General features: G+C 43.3%; 16 protein-coding genes. 6 read left to right on the top strand and 10 right to left on the bottom strand.

Going from position 1 to position 17,610, the window contains the following annotated elements; translation table 11 throughout:
• Positions 1 to 35: 35 nt before the first annotated feature.
• Together IV40_RS08005 and IV40_RS08000 are read right to left on the bottom strand one after the other, a co-directional pair.
• The gene (locus tag IV40_RS08005) at positions 36 to 530 is read right to left on the bottom strand and encodes a PTS sugar transporter subunit IIB (protein WP_057770367.1); all 495 of its coding nucleotides are present in this window, start codon (positions 528 to 530) and stop codon (positions 36 to 38) included.
• Positions 531 to 544: 14 nt separating this feature from the next.
• Positions 545 to 985 carry a PTS sugar transporter subunit IIA gene (locus IV40_RS08000; RefSeq protein ID WP_057770671.1) on the bottom strand — a complete coding sequence of 147 codons (441 nt, stop codon included), beginning with the start codon at positions 983 to 985 and terminating at the stop codon, positions 545 to 547.
• Between the two features lie 286 nt (positions 986 to 1,271).
• On the opposite strand from IV40_RS08000, the gene IV40_RS07995 reads away from it, so the two are divergent.
• A complete protein-coding gene (locus tag IV40_RS07995; protein WP_057770364.1) occupies positions 1,272 to 3,806 on the top strand; it encodes a PRD domain-containing protein in 2,535 nt (844 codons plus the stop codon).
• Between the two features lie 45 nt (positions 3,807 to 3,851).
• On the opposite strand, the gene hxlB is transcribed toward IV40_RS07995, so the two are convergent.
• Together hxlB and hxlA are read right to left on the bottom strand one after the other, a co-directional pair.
• Entirely contained in the window at positions 3,852 to 4,421 is a 570-nt protein-coding gene (hxlB, locus tag IV40_RS07990) for a 6-phospho-3-hexuloisomerase (RefSeq protein WP_057770361.1), read from the bottom strand.
• 24 nt (positions 4,422 to 4,445) lie between these two features.
• Entirely contained in the window at positions 4,446 to 5,075 is a 630-nt protein-coding gene (gene hxlA / locus IV40_RS07985; protein ID WP_057770358.1) for a 3-hexulose-6-phosphate synthase, read from the bottom strand.
• 144 nt (positions 5,076 to 5,219) lie between these two features.
• Between hxlA and IV40_RS07980 the strand changes: the two genes are divergently transcribed.
• Positions 5,220 to 5,999: a DeoR/GlpR family DNA-binding transcription regulator gene (locus IV40_RS07980; protein WP_057770356.1), complete on the top strand. Its 780-nt coding sequence runs from the start codon at positions 5,220 to 5,222 to the stop codon at positions 5,997 to 5,999.
• 700 nt (positions 6,000 to 6,699) lie between these two features.
• Here the strand turns inward: IV40_RS07980 and IV40_RS07975 are convergent.
• Both IV40_RS07975 and IV40_RS07970 read right to left on the bottom strand, forming a co-directional pair.
• Positions 6,700 to 8,469 carry an ABC transporter ATP-binding protein gene (locus IV40_RS07975; protein ID WP_057770353.1) on the bottom strand — a complete coding sequence of 590 codons (1,770 nt, stop codon included), beginning with the start codon at positions 8,467 to 8,469 and terminating at the stop codon, positions 6,700 to 6,702.
• Positions 8,462 to 10,204, bottom strand: coding sequence for an ABC transporter ATP-binding protein (locus tag IV40_RS07970; RefSeq protein ID WP_057770350.1), 1,743 nt, complete (start codon positions 10,202 to 10,204; stop codon positions 8,462 to 8,464). Before IV40_RS07970 ends, IV40_RS07975 begins: the two co-directional genes overlap by 8 nt.
• Positions 10,205 to 10,369: 165 nt before the next feature.
• On the opposite strand from IV40_RS07970, the gene IV40_RS07965 reads away from it, so the two are divergent.
• Positions 10,370 to 11,557, top strand: a complete 1,188-nt coding sequence (locus IV40_RS07965) for a serine hydrolase domain-containing protein (RefSeq protein ID WP_057770348.1) — start codon at positions 10,370 to 10,372, stop codon at positions 11,555 to 11,557.
• A gap of 62 nt (positions 11,558 to 11,619) precedes the next feature.
• On the opposite strand, the gene IV40_RS07960 is transcribed toward IV40_RS07965, so the two are convergent.
• Together IV40_RS07960 and IV40_RS07955 are read right to left on the bottom strand one after the other, a co-directional pair.
• Positions 11,620 to 11,952, bottom strand: a complete 333-nt coding sequence (locus IV40_RS07960) for an MPN domain-containing protein (protein ID WP_057770343.1) — start codon at positions 11,950 to 11,952, stop codon at positions 11,620 to 11,622.
• 169 nt (positions 11,953 to 12,121) lie between these two features.
• Entirely contained in the window at positions 12,122 to 12,775 is a 654-nt protein-coding gene (locus IV40_RS07955; protein WP_057770340.1) for an MIP/aquaporin family protein, read from the bottom strand.
• Between the two features lie 113 nt (positions 12,776 to 12,888).
• Here IV40_RS07955 and IV40_RS07950 point away from each other — a divergent pair, with 113 nt between their 5' ends.
• The 3 genes from IV40_RS07950 to IV40_RS07940 all read left to right on the top strand — a co-directional run bounded on the left by IV40_RS07950 (position 12,889) and on the right by IV40_RS07940 (position 15,964).
• A complete protein-coding gene (locus IV40_RS07950; protein WP_057770338.1) occupies positions 12,889 to 14,211 on the top strand; it encodes a PTS transporter subunit EIIC in 1,323 nt (440 codons plus the stop codon).
• Positions 14,208 to 15,074, top strand: coding sequence for an alpha/beta hydrolase (locus IV40_RS07945; RefSeq protein WP_057770335.1), 867 nt, complete (start codon positions 14,208 to 14,210; stop codon positions 15,072 to 15,074). Before IV40_RS07950 ends, IV40_RS07945 begins: the two co-directional genes overlap by 4 nt.
• Before the next feature lie 77 nt (positions 15,075 to 15,151).
• Positions 15,152 to 15,964 carry a Cof-type HAD-IIB family hydrolase gene (locus tag IV40_RS07940; protein WP_057770333.1) on the top strand — a complete coding sequence of 271 codons (813 nt, stop codon included), beginning with the start codon at positions 15,152 to 15,154 and terminating at the stop codon, positions 15,962 to 15,964.
• 252 nt (positions 15,965 to 16,216) lie between these two features.
• On the opposite strand, the gene IV40_RS07935 is transcribed toward IV40_RS07940, so the two are convergent.
• Both IV40_RS07935 and IV40_RS07930 read right to left on the bottom strand, forming a co-directional pair.
• A complete protein-coding gene (locus IV40_RS07935) occupies positions 16,217 to 16,699 on the bottom strand; it encodes a threonine/serine exporter family protein (protein WP_057770330.1) in 483 nt (160 codons plus the stop codon).
• 11 nt (positions 16,700 to 16,710) lie between these two features.
• Positions 16,711 to 17,427: a threonine/serine exporter family protein gene (locus IV40_RS07930; RefSeq protein ID WP_057770668.1), complete on the bottom strand. Its 717-nt coding sequence runs from the start codon at positions 17,425 to 17,427 to the stop codon at positions 16,711 to 16,713.
• Positions 17,428 to 17,610: the final 183 nt, after the last annotated feature.

The following is a 17,610-nucleotide window of genomic DNA, read 5'->3' as shown; positions in this document are numbered from 1 at the left end:
TTCTTACCTTCCTTTTTCAAATCCTGTGTCATTAATTAATAATTAAAACGCGATTTAAATTTGTCCCAATCGCCGATCCGCTTATCTGGTAAAAGTGCAAATTCAACTTTATAACCAGCATTTTGAATAGCTTCAAATGCATCGGCTTCTGACTGATTAAACGACTGATTATCGCCTAGCTTGATTGTATTTTCACGATCATTTCCAGGGCCAACAATAACGGTCTTGATATCACTTGGTTTAAAGTTCATGTCAACCAGGATCTTCTTCATATCTTGCGGATTCTTTGTAATCAAGAAATACCGTGTTGATGACTTTAAAACCTTATCTTTTACTTTGTTAAAATGATCAAGCGTCCAGATAAAAGTTTTCTTATCTGAAGCAGCCTTATAAGCTTCCGACAAAATCGGATCTGTAGCTGCCTTATCATTTACGGCAATAATACCATCGCAAGGATATTCTTTACCCCAACGAGTTGTAATTAAACCATGAATCATCCGATCATCAATACGTACAAACGAAACTGACATATTCATTCACTCCTTTAAATATCGTCGTCATTATCATCAGTATCTGAAGGCTCGGTCTTAAAATCTTTAAGAGCCGCTGCTGCTTCTGATAACGCTTTTTCCTTTAATTCCGAATTCTTCATACTATCTTTCGACATGAGTGTTGTTAACGCCATCGGAAAGTTCATTCCACCGAGAACAACCGCATCCTGCAATTTGCCATGTTCATTTAAAACGCTGCACACAGTCGTGAGCGGACTGCCACCAATAATATCAGCCAAAACAACAAAGTTTGAATCATCTGGTAGTGTTTCTAAAAGCACTTTGAAACGAGTTTCAAATTTTGACACGGATTCATCCGGTTTTAATCCAACGGCAATCACTGATTTCATTGCCTCATCACCTGCAAACATACTCAGGGTTCCTTTTAAACCAGTTGAAAAGGAACCATGGCTAACAAGAAGCAAATATTTCATCGGTTCCATCTCCCCTCTCTCTCGTTAAAAAAATGTAAAAATGCAGATCTGCATATCACAATCAATCAAAATAAAATAGCGTGATTCTAATTTTTACGTAGATGCATGGTTGATTCCCTGTTAAAAAATCCTCCTTTCGAATTATTAATGAGAAGTGTCATTTCCGCTAACCTGGACTTGGCTTTAGTTAACGCTTACAATGGCTATATTAAGCGCATGTAATATGAAAGTCACGAAGATATTTTGACTAATTTTCAATGCTAGTGCTTAAATTGGAGGCGATTTTTTGAAGGCAATTGAAAAACTATACATCACTATCGCTCAACATTTCCCAGATGAACGCGTTACGACGACACAAATTGCAAATGTTGCTGGCCTTACTCGTGGCGTGACTAGCAGCTACCTATCCCAGTTGGCCAAAGAGGGAAAGCTGCTGAAGACAGGCGGCCGTCCTGTCTATTGGCAGATCAAGCGTGAACGTTCTGCATTTGATGATTTAATCGGTGTGAACGGCAGTTTAAGCACTAATATTCAAAAAGCAATCACTGCGATTGTTTATCCGACGAACGGACTGCCGATCTTTCTAACTGGTCCCGCCGGCAGCGGTAAATTACCATTTTCACGAGCCATTTTTCATGAGGCGATCCGGCGTAAAGTGATTCATAAAACAGCCTTTTTCGAAATTATTGATTATGCTAATTACAAAAATCATTTTGATGATTTTATGGCAGATTTGCGTACTAAAATTGTTCATTCATCAGAAAAAGATAATACCGACGATGGCTATCTATATATCAGCAATTTGCAAATGCTGCAATCATCGGATCAGCAATACCTTTTTTCCCATGCCAGTCAACAAAAAAATACCAACACCCGTCTTATTTATTCTTCAACAACAAAAATATTCGCTGCCGCACAAGGATGGTTTAAAAGCGCAGCCATTAAAATTACACTGTCTGATTTTGCTAATCGACCCTTAAATGAACGTATTTCGCTTGTGGCACGATACTTACAACAACAGGCTGATCAGATCAACAAAAAGATTTTAATTACGCCCAATAAGCTGATTGCACTTGCTAATTTTACACATCCGAATAACATCACGGAATTAAGCAATCATATCCAATTACTATGTGCGAAGGCATACGCACGAACACCCGAAAACAGTCAATTAGTGATCGGAACAGCTTCAGACAATGCCATTTCAATTTTTCCGAAGCAACACACCTTGCAAACAAATATCAAAGCTCTAACGGCTAGTGTGCTGCAACTGGGACCCACAATTGATAACTTATATAAGAAACTTGCCGATTCGCTTCTCAGAGGTGAATCAATTACCGAACAAGATTTCTTGGTAACAAAAGTACTTAATCAAATGAGCACCATCGCAAGCGATAAATTAGTTGCCCTATCGTCACAATCCATTCAGAAAGCGTGCCAATCGATTATTACCAAGCGTTACGGAGTCGTATTTCCATCCAAAAGTGATCCTTTTTGGCATAATATTGCACGTGCGTTTTTGTTTGCCGGAACCTGCAGTGATAATCTTTCTGATACAAAAGTCACTCATCAATTTCAAGTTACTGCAAAACGTCGTTACCCAAGAAGTTATTACTTATACAAAAAATTTTTAATGCAGTTTATGCCACAAAAAGCACAGAACGCTTATTATTACCTACCCTTCTTCCTGCTATTCGTAAAGTGCGAAAAAAAGATCGATTCGGTTAACTACAATGCAATTCTGTTAGCACATGGCGAGAATACTGCTTCAAGTATTCAAAAAGTGGTCAATTCGTTGTGTGGTAATTATTTCTTCGAAGCATTCGACATGCCAATTGATATCACATTGAGCGAAATTAATATTTACGTCCAGCATTATTTGTCACAACAAGATCCCTCCGCAAAAGGAAATATTGTTCTCTTTGATATGGGATCATTACGACAAATGTTCAGTGAAATCAAAAAGGTATCCAATCAAGAATTAATCGTTGTTAACAATATGACTACTGCAATGGCACTCGATATTGGTTTACGAATTCAACGAAATGATACTTTTCAATCAATTGCCGAAGCTGGCGAAAATTTTGGTGCATCGACGAATGCACAATATTATGAAGGTTTATCAAACCAACGGAACATTATTGTTTCTTGTATGTCCGGTGTTGGTTTGTCCGAAGAACTCAAGAAATTACTTGATGATAATCTCTCGCCATCACTCGAAGTGATCACGCTTGACTATAAGAAATTACATACTTTATTAACCAACAACGATCGTAAGTTTTTTGCGAATACACAGTTGATCTTAACGACAACTAATGTGAGCGATGATATCAGTATTGATATTGGTATCGATATCGTTAATGTCTATAATGTTTTTGACAAAGCGTCTTCACTCAGATTGCAAACTGTGCTGCTACAAGCCGGCGAAAGTCAGGAATCCATTAATAAGTTGATTGATCAATTAATCCGCTTCTTATCGATTGAAGGTATTCGTGGTCGTTTGCAGATTTTAAATCCAGACATTGTCATCCAAGAAAGTCAGGATATTGTTGCTCATTATGAGAATTTCTACAACGTCAAATTTGAGTCAAAATTAAAATTAAATCTTTATATGCATTTATCATTGATGTTCGAACGAATGATGACCAGCAACCACAGCAATATATCCGATATGCAACAATCCACACTCCCTAGACAGGAACAGGATTTCTTTTCACTTTCAAGCGGCATCTTTCAACCTGTCGAACAAAAATTCAACATCAAAGTCGAAGATTATGAAATCGATCTGCTTTACCAGCTTCTGAAGGACTATATTTTTTGACAAAAAAGACTCAGAACAAAATATTTTGCTCTGAGTCTTTTTCAATTACTCAAGATTCGCATGACGTGCAAACATTGTTTCGTTGCTCTCATTCAGCACATCCATTAAGGATAATACCATCCCATCATAAATCAGAAAGCAAAGTTGCTCAAAGGACGAGCCCATTGGTTGAAGTGATGTTCCTTTTGAATTCTGATGAGTCACTTTAGGTGAGGCACCTGGCAATTTCACAATTGCAGTTGCTAGATTGGCAATGGTTGATTCAGGATCAATCGTAAATAATAAAATCTGAAGGTCATTAGCAGCAGCCTTTTTAGCTAAGGCCACCAAGCTATCCGTTTCACCGGAACCGGAGCCGATGATCAAAAGTTCATCTGCCCCGTTGGCATAACCAGTTGTAACGTCGCCAATAACACTGACATCTTTGCCCAAATGAGTCAACCGATTTGCAAACGCACGAATTGCCACGCCTGAGCGACCTGCTCCAGCCATAAAAATTTTATTTATACTTGCGATTAAATGAACGGCCTGCTGTAATTCAGCTTCGCTGACCAATTGCAGATTACCTTCCAATTCCTCTAAAATCTCTTGTGTGTTTTTTTGCGTATTTTCCATTTAAAATCACACTTTCTATTCATTTTAGCTATGAACGACTGCAGCAAGTTTTTGTGCGGCTTGAGCCGGATCATCCGCATGCAAGATGCCGCCGCCCACAATGACAATATCTGGTTCCAAAACTCGATACTGATTCACCGTATCTAATTTGATTCCGCCAGCAACGGAAAGACATGATTTTTTACTGGCCGCTTTAATTTTTTTCAAAGATGATAATGGCGATTCACCCAATGATTGTTGATCGACACCCACATGAACGCTGATATTGCGCACACCTAGCGCTTCCAATTTTGGAATTCGTTCGGTCGGATTAGAAATACAGATGGTATCAACAAATAAACGTTTGCCATATTTTTGAGCCGTTTTTACACATTCTTTGATTGTTTGATCATCCGTGATCCCCATGACCGTACAATCATCTGCGCCAGCAATGTAAGTCAATGCAGCTTCATAAGCACCAGCATCCATGATTTTAGTATCGGCTAAAATCTCATTATTAGGGAATAATTTGCTGAATGTTCGTACCGAACGCATCCCATTTTCAATAATAAATGGTGTTCCCATTTCAAAAATGTCGACCGAGCCGCTGACCTTTTTTGCCAATTCAATCGCATCATCAAATTGAATATCATCCAATGCAAGCTGTAATTTCATTTTTTTCGCCTTTCTTGTAATCGATTTCATTACTCAATAAGCAGTATAATTCTTTATGTGTTATTTCGCAATTGCTTTGTTGCATATTTCAACATTGTTGTGTAAAAATTACACAAATGTTAAAATAGCGATGGAGGTACTTCAATGACACGAATAACATCTATACAGCGACAAAAATCTATTATGGACCTCATTCAAACAAATGGTTCAGTTAAAATGGTCGATTTGGCAAAACAATTTAATGTTTCGAGAGAAACGATTCGCCGTGATATTCTTTCTCTATCGAATACTGGAAAAGTTAAAAAATTATTTGGAACGGTCATTTCTGAGAATAAGTTTACCATTCCGACTGTTAACAGCCGTATTGCCACTCATCGTCAGGAAAAGGAAGCAATCGCAAAAAAGGCAGTTTCATTGTTGCCGGAACATTGCGTCTTATACATTGATGCTGGTAGTACAGCACTTGCTTTTGCCAGAGAATTAAAACAAAAATCAGGTTATACAATTCTTACTAATTCTTTTCCTGTTGTCAATGAATTAAATGAAAGCAAAAATAAACTAATTTTTATTGGCGGCTCCGTTGATAATCTCACTATGGCGACCACCGGCACCCAAGCACTGGATTTCATCAACAAAATCAAACTAAACGTTGTTATTTTAGGCACATCGGGGTTTTTAGACCACCATGGTCCAACCAGCAATAGTCTCGACGATTTCCAAATTAAAACGAAACTGATTGAAGATGCCAATATCGCAATGGTTTTAACAGATAGCAGTAAAGCAAATGAATCGGCTCTAGTAGAATATGCTGATTGGAACAACATTCGTTATCTGATCACGGATGCTCAGCTATCCAAATCCGCATTGAATGAAATTCAAAAGAAAACAGATATTATCCAAGTAACCACACTAAAAAGTAACTAAGGTAGACAACAATTTTTAGTCAAAAAATCAATCTCTAAATAAAACAACCTAAAATTAGAGGCTGCTTATGTCACAATTTCTTCAAAAATATAATACTTCACTTATTGTCCACAATATTCTCTCCCCAAAAAACTTGGCTTCGAATTGATCGAAGCTAACAAATTATTAAGATCGGTGTCACGAAACCCATTGACTCTGTTGACCACCCTAAAAACAAAATTGCAAGCTAATCTCTAAGTCGATCAGCAGTTGCTTACGGATACTATTGACGCCTTTCTGCCCAACAATCAATATGTTTTGATCCTGCTGAATCAGAAATACTGACAGATAAAGCCGAATTAAAAGGAATCGGTTTCTCAGCGTTGAATAATACCGGTGTTTGGAGCGATATCATCAAAGAAAATATTCCCGAGATCAAATTTCTTTATCGGCAGCAGACTAAATTTTTTCCGAAATCATTAAATATTCCAATTTTCCGTTTTTCAGCGCCAACCTTTCTAAATTCGATCCAAACTTCAGGGAACGCTTAAACTCTGATAAAAATCGGGTTGAATTTCCACTTTTGGATCAGACCGCTCATATGAAAATTTACACCAATTATTTAGTACACCAAAAACCATCTAGACTATTATTATTGACAAAAAAGGGTCCTGAAATTCCAAAAATGGAATTTCAGGACCCTTTTTTAAATTTACGCAGCTTAAATTTTCTTCCCTTTAAATTGTGCGTTATACAAATCATAATAAGCGCCTTTTTTAGCTAACAATTCTTGATGATTGCCCATTTCAACGATATGCCCATGAGCCATGACTAGAATGGTATCGGCATTTTGAATCGTCGCTAATCGATGGGCGATCACAAAACTGGTTTTACCCTTCATCAGGATGTCGAGGGCATGCTGAATATCAGCTTCCGTCAATGTATCCAGTTCCGAAGTAGCTTCATCGAGAATTAAAATCGGCGGATTCATCAGCATCACACGTGCAATCGTCAAGAGCTGCATCTGCCCGCTAGAAATGCTGGTCGCATTGCCGCCGATAACGGTATCAAGCCCATTCGGCAAACTGGCAATGAAATGATCCAGCTGGGCATCATGGATTGCCGCTTTGATTTGTGCATCGGTTGCATCAGGATTGCCGAACGTCAGATTTTCACGGACAGTGCCCTTGAAAATCCAAGTATCCTGCAAAACCATCCCGAATTGCCGCCGGTAGCTATCCCGTGTGTAGCTGCGAATATCATTACCATCGACTTGAATGGCGCCGGAATTGACATCATAAAACCGCATCAGCAGGTTGACCAAGGTGGTCTTGCCGGCCCCAGTTTCACCGACAATTGCAACCGATTCGCCGTTATGAACGGCCAAATTGAGATTTTCAATCAATGGTTCATCGGGTTCATAAGCAAAGTAAACATGGTCGAAATCGATTTCTTTCGGAGCCGTCAGCAGCTGCTGTTTGTCGGCATCGCTTGGTTCTGGCGTTGCTTCGACAACTTGGAAGATACGGGTCAAGCCCGCCAGCGCCGTCTGAATCTGCTGCGTGACGGCCGATAAATTCTGGAACGGCGTTGTAAATTGGGACGAATACAGAATAAAACTGGAAATCAACCCAACACTGATACCAGGATAACCGCCGAGAATCATCAGGCCGCCGACAACGCCGATACTCAGGTAGCCTAAATGATCGACAAACCGAGTCGTCGGATTGGATAATGCCGAAACAAACGTCGCTTTCTGGCCCCAAGTGTAATAGTTGTTGTTGAGTTTAGAAAAACTGTGTTCCTCATGTTTTTCTTCGGTAAAGGCTTTGACGGTTTTCTGCTGACCGACGTATTCGGTCACAAACCCAGAAATCTGGCCTAAAATCTTCTGCTGCTTGCTGAAGTAAAACTGCGAACCACGCGCAACAGCCATCGTGACGATATACATCAGTACGGTTGCACAGGCAACCACAATCGTCAGAATTGGGCTCAAAAACAGCATAAAGACGAAGGACAAGGCAACAATCATCATCCCTGAAAAAAGCGTATTGAAAATCTGAACAATCGCATCGGAAACAAAATCAAGATCGCTAGTGAAACGGCTCAGCAAATCCCCTTCGCTATGTTCATCGAAAAACTGGACTGGCAGACTGTTCAAATGCTGAAAGGCATCGTTGCGCAGATCACGGACGGCAAAGTAACCAACTTGATTGACAAATAAATTGATTGCCCAGACTGTGACCACATTGATCACATACAACAAGAGCAATAAGCCTAAGATTGGGAATAAATGGGCAAAGTCGACATCATGCGTACCTTTAATCTGATTGACGGCACGACCGACCTCATAAGTAACGATCACACTGCTGCCGCCACCTAAAATACCAGAAACGAAGGCCCCAAGAATAGCACCTCGATAATGCCCTAAATAGGGCATGAAGTTTTTGAGGGACGTCTTATCAGCCTGCGAAAATTGTCGTTTAGCCATTCGACTTCACCCCTTCCATATTCTGCTGGGTGGCCACAATCTTCTGATAGACCGGCGATGTCTTCAGCAATTCCGCATGAGTCCCCAAACCAACCTGTTTACCGTTATCGAGTACTAGAATCTGGTCGGCATCTTTGATCGAACTCAGCCGCTGCGACACGATAATCATGGTCGTCTCCTTGAGCTGATCCTGCAAAGCAAGCCGCAAGTTTAAATCGGTTTGATAGTCGAGCGCCGATAAGGCATCATCCAGCAATAACAGTTTCGGCTTGCGGATGACCGCTCTGGCAATCGCCAGCCGCTGTCGCTGTCCACCGGAGAAATTGGCGCCCATCGCCGCAACGGGACTGTCTAATTGCTTGGCCAGCGGTTTAATGAAGGAACTGGCTTGGGCAACATCGAGCGCCCACCACATATCGGCTTCGGTTGCATCGGGATTTCCGAATTTTAAGTTATCTCGAACCGTACCGGCAAACAGGACGGTCTTCTGCGAGACATCGCCAATCTGATGGCGCAGCTCCGTCAAGTCGACCTTGTTCAACGGGTCGCCGCTATACTGAATCGTGCCGCTGGTTGGGTCATAAAACCGTAAGACGAGTTCCAGCAAAGTAGTCTTCCCGCTCCCGGTCGGCCCAGTAACGCCAAGCCACTTGTGCTGCAGCAAGGTAAAGGAAATGTCATCCAACGCATTAGCGGCCCCTTTCTGATAGCCGAAGGACACATGCTGCAAATCTAAAATTGGAGCGTCCGTTGTTGTCGGCAAGGCCACTGGAGCATCCGGCGACTGAATGGACACTTTTGTGGTCAGTACTTCATCGATACGGCTCGCCGAAGCACTGGCACGTGTAAAGTAAATGGTAATGTTAGCAACCACTGTTAAGGCCGCCAGCATATACGTTAAGTAATTGATTAGGGCGAGCACGTCGCCTTGGGTCATCGAGCCCAGATTGACTTGGTAGCCGCTTAAACTCAAAACGGCTAATGTACCCAAGTTCAATAATAAAGTCGTTAATGGGTTCGTCAATGCGGCGATGTTGCCGACATGCCGGTATGTTTTGGCGAGCTGATTGCTGTCGCCATCGATCTCTTTTTCCATCGTCTGCCGCTTGGCAAATGCCCGAATAACTCGGACACCAGTGATGTTTTCGGCAATATCCAAGTTGAATTCATCGATTTTTTGCTGCACCTTTTTATATAAAGGCACTGTTTTAACCATGACGACATACACAATTAGCGAGAATAACGGTAAAATGACCAGAAAAATCAGCCCCATCCGCCAATCAATCATGGCCGCCATGATAATCGACCCGATGCTCAGGAACGGCGCTCGAATGACCAGCCGTATCATCAGTGCCAAGGCATTCTGAACCAGATTGATATCCGACGTCATCCGGGTAATCAAAGTCGAAGTCCCAAAATGATCGAGTTCCCGGTTCGAAAAAGTATTGATTTTTTCATAAGTCGCCCGTCGTAATTCTGTCCCGAAGCCCATTGAAGCGACGGAAGCCGAATACTGGCACACCAGCACACAGGCGAGTCCAATCACGGAAAAGAGCAGCATCAAACCGCCCATGTGCCAAACGTACCCCACATCGTGCTTTAAAATCCCATTATCAATCAAACGTGCCATCAGTAACGGCAAAATCAATTCAAAAATGGCTTCGAATAATTTAAAAATCGGCCCGACGATTACATATTTTCGGTACGGGCGAATGAAACGTGTCAACTTAAGCATACAAACAATCCTCCCACTTCTTCCTCTCCCTTTTATGATACTCCCTTTTAATTCAGGAGGCGGCCTTCTTAACTGAATCTTAACTGGCAAAATCGGAAACGTTAAATGCCAGCTGGCGATACTTTACGGCTATAATAAAAAGTGAATAAAGGGAGCGACAGCAAAATGAAACAGAAAAAGTTCTGGCGCTGGTTCTCCTGGTCGCTGATCGCAATTGTCATCCTTGCGGCCGGTGCAGGCGCCTATTACCACTACCAATACTTACCCAACCATCCGCAGGCCACCAAAAAAGTGGCGCTAAACGAACAGCAGGCTGAGGAAACCTTCTCGCAGAATAAGCAGAATCAAAAGAATTATCCATCCCGGTTCGACCATGATGTCCCCAGCAAATTAACGAAAGCAGATACGAAAAAAATCGCCGGGATTCTCAATCGTTCGCAATTTGTCGGGACGGCCCTCATCGTCCGGAACAATAAAATCATCTATCAAAGAGGTTTTGGCTATGCCGATAAAGCGGCCGGTCGAAAGAATAACGCCAAATCGCTCTTTCAGATTGCTTCCATTCAAAAGTCGATGACGGCGACCTTATTGATGCAGCTGGTCGATGAAGGCAAAGTCAAATTCAGCGACCCAATCTCGAAATACTATCCCAGCATTCCGCATGGTAATAAAATTACGATTCGGATGATGCTCGATATGCATTCCGGTCTGTTTCCCGGCAAAGCTCCGACGACGATGCTGACCGACAAAGAACTGGTCAAATATGCCGTCAAGCACATTAAGGTCCACTCAATCAACCTCCATTCCTATCAGCCGATCAATTACACCCTCCTATCAGGGATTATCGAACGTAAAACCGGCAAAACTTATCATGACCTGATTCAAACCGAATTCTTAGACCCGCTGCATTTGGGGCATACCGGCTTTATGGATACCTTCGACAAAGAAAAAGATCGGACTCGGGCTTATGAAGCCATCGATCCGCTCAATTACTACAAGAAAGTTCAAACTGAAAATTATGTCCAGTACAATAACCAGCTGGGAACAGGGAATGTTTATACCTCCGTCGGCGATCTCTTCAAGATTGAACAAGCCATCACGCAAGGCAAAATCATCCCGAAGTCATCCGTTAACAAATTACGGGATACCAATGGCGGCCAATATGGCGGTGGGGTTTACAACTTCACCGACTACTTCAGCAGCCATGGTGTCGAAGGCGGTTATGATTCCGGCCTCACCCTCTCTAAAGACGGTGAAAACGGCGTCGTCCTCTTGTCGAATCATAAGCCGCTGACCACGACGATGATTCTTTCACAGCAGCTTTATCAAATTATGCTGAATGAGACGAAATAACATTCTAAGGAACATACAAAAAGCTGCGGCACATGCCGCAGCTTTTTGATTTGCAATTCACTTTAAAAGACTTTGATTTCAATTTTCTGATTAGGAAAATCAACGTTGAATTTTTGTACTTCACGGGATAAATCAGAAACGATTTCCATGACGGTATAACTCTTGCTCAAGTTGCTGTTCAATTGGTCTAATTCTTCCGGTGAAATCTCATAATCATCGATATTGCTGGGTGAATCCGGCTTATTGAAGTACGTATACATGACGTTGACCAAGTCAGCATTCGTTAAATTCAACGGATCGCGTTTGCTATCGGTTGAAATACTAAAATAATTTGCATCTGCTTTAGGGGCCTGATCATTGGCGGTAAAGACACGAAAAATATCATATAGATCCATAATGAAACTCCCTTTCCAAAAAAGATTCCAAATCAAGCATAGCATTTTTCTAAATAAAAGCCATTAGGAACACCTTCGTTTTTGTTGAATGGTACTATGAAGATGGCAGAACAAAAAAAGCCCGCAGCCAATGCGGACTTTGAATAATAGCAAGTTTGATTCGTGACCCTTAGTCTTCGCTGCCGAAGAGGAATTTGCTGCACCATGCCGCTAAGATCCCTCCAACACAGGGCGCCAAGATAAAGACCCATAAGTGACTCAATGCCGTCCCGCCAGCAAACAGTGCGGGCCCGATACTACGCGCCGGATTGACGGAAACACCCGTCAACTTCAAACCGACTAAGATCAGCAAGGTCAATGTAAGTCCGATGACGAACCCAGCCATTTGACTGTTGCCGTACTTTTCGGAGGTTACCATTAAGATCACAAAAATGAACAAGAATGAGAACACGGTTTCGACAACGAAAGCACCACCAGCGGATAAGGTCGTGAAATCATTCTGACCAAAGTTGGTTTTCGGCAGCTTGTCGAGCCCTAAGAAAAGATCCAATAACCCTGACGCGGCAATTGCACCTAAAATCTCAGCGACAATGTACCATAACGTGTCCGTTAAGGAGAGCCGTTTATTGATGTACATTGCCAGTGAAACGGCTGGGTTGACCATCGCACCGGAAATTGATCCAATCGCATACGCACTAATCGAGATTCCCAGACCGAATGCCAAGGCAATCATCAGCGGTGAGCCTTTTCCTAAGACAACCGTACCTGTCCCGATGAAAACAAAAAACATAGTTCCAAAAAATTCAGCTAGATATTTCTTCAAAGTTTTTCCACCTTTTTTAAATGAGATTGTTCTAGCAAACTATCTTTATTTTACGCCATTCATGATCCGTTTTCAGTAAATATTTGATAATCTTAACAAAGAAGGTTTTATTGATGGAAGCAGTCGAACAACGAATTGCCAAGTGGTTCCTTCACATCAGTTTTCTCTTGAAACGGCAGCGTCTCTACCGTGCCGCTCAGCAGACCTTAGTCATTATTTTCCCGTTTGCGCTCGTCGGCTCGTTTATGAAAGCAATCGACGCCGCTTGTTTCATGCCGGACGGCTTTTTAGCCGAAATTTATGGTTTTGATACGACCAACACGTTTTTCACGGAGGCCCATTCAGTATTGCAAGCTTTCAGCAACCTCACTTTAGGACTGGTCGCCATGATGACGGCTTACTATGCCTCCAAATACGTTGCGCGTTCCTATCAAAAAGATGATCAGCTGGCCGGTTTTACCAGCCTCTGTGTTTTTCTAATCTTCAATTACCAGCTATCGGCCCGCACCAACCACATTCGGGTCAATAACCTTGGCATGCGGGGCATGCTGCTGGCGATGATCACCGGTCTAATCGTCGGCTGGCTGTTTAACTTGCTCTGGACCAAAAAAGCCGTCTACACTTGGGAACGGCCGCTGCATTTAATCATGGAACGCTGTCTTTCTTCAATTTGGGCCATTCTGATTTTGATTAGCGGCGCCCTCTTAATCAACGTCGGTTTTTCATTCCTGACCCCAGGAGCATCGGACAACGGCGGTTTAAATGGGCTCATCTACATGGTCTTCCGACTCCCAGCCCATTCATCATCGGCGCTGCTGCAGATTCTCGGCTTGACTGGGATTAATAACTTTCTGAATACAATCGGTGTCGAAGGCCCGTTCAGTGCCTTAACACCATCAACTAATTCGACTTACGATACCCAGAATTTAAATTATGCGCTCTCGCATAAAACGGCCTACAATGTACCGCATCCATTGACACTGCATACGACTTTTGATACGTTTGCCAATTTTGGCGGCAACGGGATGACCTTAGCTCTGATCATTGCCATTCTGATTCTGCATCATTCCAGCGATCAAGGCAAAATCGCCAAGTGGTCGCTCCTGCCTGGTTTATTCAATATCAATACCCCACTGATGTTCGGGATTCCACTGCTCTTCAATCCCTTGCTGGCGATTCCGTTTATCATTGCACCTTGGGTGAACATTCTCATTGCATCAATTTTTCTGAAACTGCGGTGGATGCCCGCCGCCATCTATCCAGTACCAGGCACTACCCCAGGCCCGCTGAGTGCCTTCTTAGGGACAAACGGCAATTGGGTGGCCCTCTTCGTCAGTCTCTTGTGTCTGGCCGTTTCCGTCCTGATTTACCTGCCATTCATTAAAATCAATAACGAAGCAATCCGTTTAGCAAGTAAAGAAGGTGAACAGAAATGATCCGGAAACATTGGCGTCTCATTTTAGGAATTCTCGCCAGCTGCATCATCGCACTCGGCATCATCATTCCCGCCTATCAATGGATGCACGAAAACGTCAGCTACGCTCGTGTCCAGCACAATTCACGGATGGATCCGATTATCTTCATTCCGGGCAGCAGTGCCACTCAGGAGCGTTTCAACGCCCTGGCAACAGAACTGAACAAAGGCAGTTCGACCAAGCATAGTTTGCTGAAAGTCACCGTTCAGGAAAACGACACCCTCAAATATTCCGGCCGCATCCGGCCCAACGATACCCAGCCGTTTATCGTCGTCGCCTTCCAGAATAATAAGGATGGTTACAGTAATATCAAGAAACAAGCTCGTTGGTTCAGCATCGCCATGAATGCCTTGATTGATACCTATCAGTTCAATCATTTCAGCGGCGTCGGCCATTCCAACGGCGGCCTGATTTATACCCTCTATCTGGAAAAATACCTCGATCAGAGCGACGTCACCATCAATCGGCTGATGACAATCGGTTCGCCCTACAATTTCAACGAAACGAGCCTGCAGAATCACACTCAAATGCTAAATGATTTCATCAAAGGCAGCAGCAACCTGCCGAAAGATCTCATTGTCTATTCGATCGCTGGGACTGAAGACTATGCATCCGATGGCATCGTGCCTTATCAGAGTGTTGAAGCTGGCAAGTATATTTACCAGAACAAGGTCAAACAATACACCGAAATTACCGTCACGGGGGCCGATGCGACCCACTCTGATTTGACCCAGAGCAAGCAGACCGTTCAGCTGATTCGGCAGGATATCCTGCGGCAGTCGAATAAAAAGAACGGTACCGATAACAATAATGACGATGATTAACCATGAAGACGACCTGCCCGCAGGCCGTCTTTTTTGCTATAATGAAAATGTTAAAACGTTTTCATGGGAGAGATAGTATGTATAAAATGATCGTATGTGACTTAGATGAGACCTTGCTCAATAATCAGAAAAAAATCGACCCGGCAACAGTAACGGCAATTAAGGCCGCGCTTGCTAAAGGCGTCTATTTTGTGCCGAATACAGGCCGCAGCTACTTAAGCGTTGATAATGTGCTGACCAAGCTCGGCATGCTGCATGAACCGGACACTTACATTATTTCATATAACGGCGGAATCACCGTTGAAAATAGCCAGCATCGTGTGCTGGCTATGCACCCGTTGGAATTCGACACAATCAAGCAGATTTTCAATATTGGAATTGCAGCCGGCGTCTGTCTGCATGTCTATGCCAAGGAACGGGATTATATCGCCAATATGGATGACAATGAACGCGCTTATTTAAACGGCCGGGCCAACGATTGGGTCCTGCTCGACGAACCGAATATCGATTTTCTGAAAAATGAACCGTTATTTAAAATCATCTTCCAAGCCGATTTAGCGACCCGACAGCAGTTGGCCCAAAAGGTACAAGCTGAAGTAAAACAGCCGTTAGCCGTTACCTATTCCTCCGACCGTTACGTCGAATTCAACCATGCCGGCGTCAATAAGGGCGCCGCTGCCCTTGAGTTGGGCGGAAAGCTAGGCATTAAACCTGAAGAAATCATTGCAATCGGCGATAACAGCAACGATATCCCGATGCTGAAAGCCGCCGGACTTGGCGTCAGTGTTGCCAATGGGACTGATGAGGCCAAAGCCGCCAGCAACTTTGTAACAACCGCCAACAATGACCATGATGCAGTCGCCGAAGTGATTCAGAAATTCATTTTATGAGACAAAAAAAGAACCGTTCCTAAAATTAGGAACGGTTCTTTTTCGCAGTACCGCCGAAGCGGCAAACGCCATGTGCTCCACAACACAGCGGACGTAAACATCCCCTACGATCCGGTAGGTCGGTCTAGCCTGATGATGCCCTGCTATCTTTTTGATCCCGAGCCGCTTGCGCAGAATATTTCAAAGAAATATCGGATCATACTCGACTCATCGCATGCAAATAGTATAACACGTTTTTCAGAAACACACAATTCATTTATAACGCTGTCCTGGCCGTCGCAATTTAGGCAAGGACCGAGAATGATAAACGGTCAGCTCTCCAATCAGCTGGGCCAGCATGAAACCGACAGCAATCGAACCGGCTACCATCGTCACTGATACAATCAGCTGAATTGCCAGATCGATATTGCCTAACACAAGCGCCCGAATGGCTCGATAGGCCGTTGCACCAGGAACTAAAGGGACTAATGCCGGAATATTGAAAATAATCACCGGCATGCCTTTGCGGCGCGCCATTAAAATTCCGCAGAATCCGATGGCGAGTGCACCCATTAGATTGGCGACCATTCGCCCAGTCGATAGATTTTTCAATAACCAGTAAACGATCCAGCCGACACTCCCGGCAATTCCGCAAGCATTCAAAGCCTTGCGGGGAATGTTGATACAAATTGCAAAGGCACATGTCGCCAGATAACTGAATGAGATTTGAACGACTAATTGTAACCAGTATGGCATGGCTTTTCCTCCTAAACAAAGAACCGAAAGATAAGGGCAATCCCAGTCCCAATTGCACAAGCACTGAGAACGGCTTCCGTTGCTCGTGAGATCCCTGTCAGCAAATGACCGGCCAATAAGTCACGGAAGGCATTGGTGATGGCCACACCAGGCACCAGCGGCATCACGGCACCGATGATGATGTTGTTAATGTTATGTCCTAACCCTAAGTGAACGCCGACAAAGGCAGCCAGCCCCAGTATAAAGGAAGCCATAAATTCACTGACGAAACGCACATTGCTCCACAAATTCAAATAATAGAAAATCGCATAGCCGATTGCACCGACTACCGCACACAACGGCATATCAATCCAGTCATATTCACCAGCAAAAATGATCATCAGTGTGCAGCTGACAATTGCCGCCGCCACGACTTGCTCCCAAAATGGGAAAACTGGCGTATTGCGGTCCACCAGTTCAAGTTCGTGATGTAACTGATTCAGGTTAATTTGATGCTGAGCAAACTCACGGGAGAGCGAATTGACCCGACTAACCTTTTCGAGATTCATCGTGCGGGACTGAATGGCTCGTAATTGGACATAATGTTTATTTTTAATCCCCATAAACAGCCCCATCGGTGTTGTGAAAACAACGACATCTTTCTCACCAGCATTTTGGGCGATTCGATTCATTGTGTCTTCGACTCGGTACATTTCGGATCCATTTTCGATCATAATCCGGCCCGCCATTAAGCATGTATCTAGGATTTCATCTTTTTTATCAGGGCGGCTCAACGCATCGACCCCCTTTACTTCTTTTTTTCTAGTTTATGCTAAAAAGCCCATGACGGCAACCAAACATTCAATTTGAAGGTACAAAAAAAGCCCGATTTCCATCGGACTTTCAACTTAGCGCGGCAGCTACCTACCCTC

The sequence above is a fragment of the Lactobacillus selangorensis genome (assembly GCF_001437205.1).
Classification (GTDB): domain Bacteria; phylum Bacillota; class Bacilli; order Lactobacillales; family Lactobacillaceae; genus Paralactobacillus; species Paralactobacillus selangorensis.
The sequence above is the reverse complement of the archived record's forward strand: the minus strand, read 5'-3'. Positions and strand labels throughout refer to the sequence as shown.

Bases quoted from the DNA above. Each gene is read 5' to 3' on its own strand.
- IV40_RS07980 (WP_057770356.1), top strand. From the start codon at position 5,220: ATGACACGAATAACATCTATACAGCGACAAAAATCTATTATGGACCTC.
- hxlB (WP_057770361.1), bottom strand. From the start codon at position 4,421: ATGGAAAATACGCAAAAAAACACACAAGAGATTTTAGAGGAATTGGAA.
- IV40_RS07965 (WP_057770348.1), top strand. From the start codon at position 10,370: ATGAAACAGAAAAAGTTCTGGCGCTGGTTCTCCTGGTCGCTGATCGCA.
- IV40_RS07950 (WP_057770338.1), top strand. From the start codon at position 12,889: ATGGAAGCAGTCGAACAACGAATTGCCAAGTGGTTCCTTCACATCAGT.
- IV40_RS08005 (WP_057770367.1), bottom strand. From the start codon at position 530: ATGTCAGTTTCGTTTGTACGTATTGATGATCGGATGATTCATGGTTTA.
- hxlA (WP_057770358.1), bottom strand. From the start codon at position 5,075: ATGAAATTACAGCTTGCATTGGATGATATTCAATTTGATGATGCGATT.
- IV40_RS07960 (WP_057770343.1), bottom strand. From the start codon at position 11,952: ATGGATCTATATGATATTTTTCGTGTCTTTACCGCCAATGATCAGGCC.
- IV40_RS07945 (WP_057770335.1), top strand. From the start codon at position 14,208: ATGATCCGGAAACATTGGCGTCTCATTTTAGGAATTCTCGCCAGCTGC.
- IV40_RS08000 (WP_057770671.1), bottom strand. From the start codon at position 985: ATGAAATATTTGCTTCTTGTTAGCCATGGTTCCTTTTCAACTGGTTTA.
- IV40_RS07930 (WP_057770668.1), bottom strand. From the start codon at position 17,427: ATGGCGGGCCGGATTATGATCGAAAATGGATCCGAAATGTACCGAGTC.
- IV40_RS07970 (WP_057770350.1), bottom strand. From the start codon at position 10,204: ATGCTTAAGTTGACACGTTTCATTCGCCCGTACCGAAAATATGTAATC.
- IV40_RS07940 (WP_057770333.1), top strand. From the start codon at position 15,152: ATGTATAAAATGATCGTATGTGACTTAGATGAGACCTTGCTCAATAAT.
- IV40_RS07975 (WP_057770353.1), bottom strand. From the start codon at position 8,469: ATGGCTAAACGACAATTTTCGCAGGCTGATAAGACGTCCCTCAAAAAC.
- IV40_RS07935 (WP_057770330.1), bottom strand. From the start codon at position 16,699: ATGCCATACTGGTTACAATTAGTCGTTCAAATCTCATTCAGTTATCTG.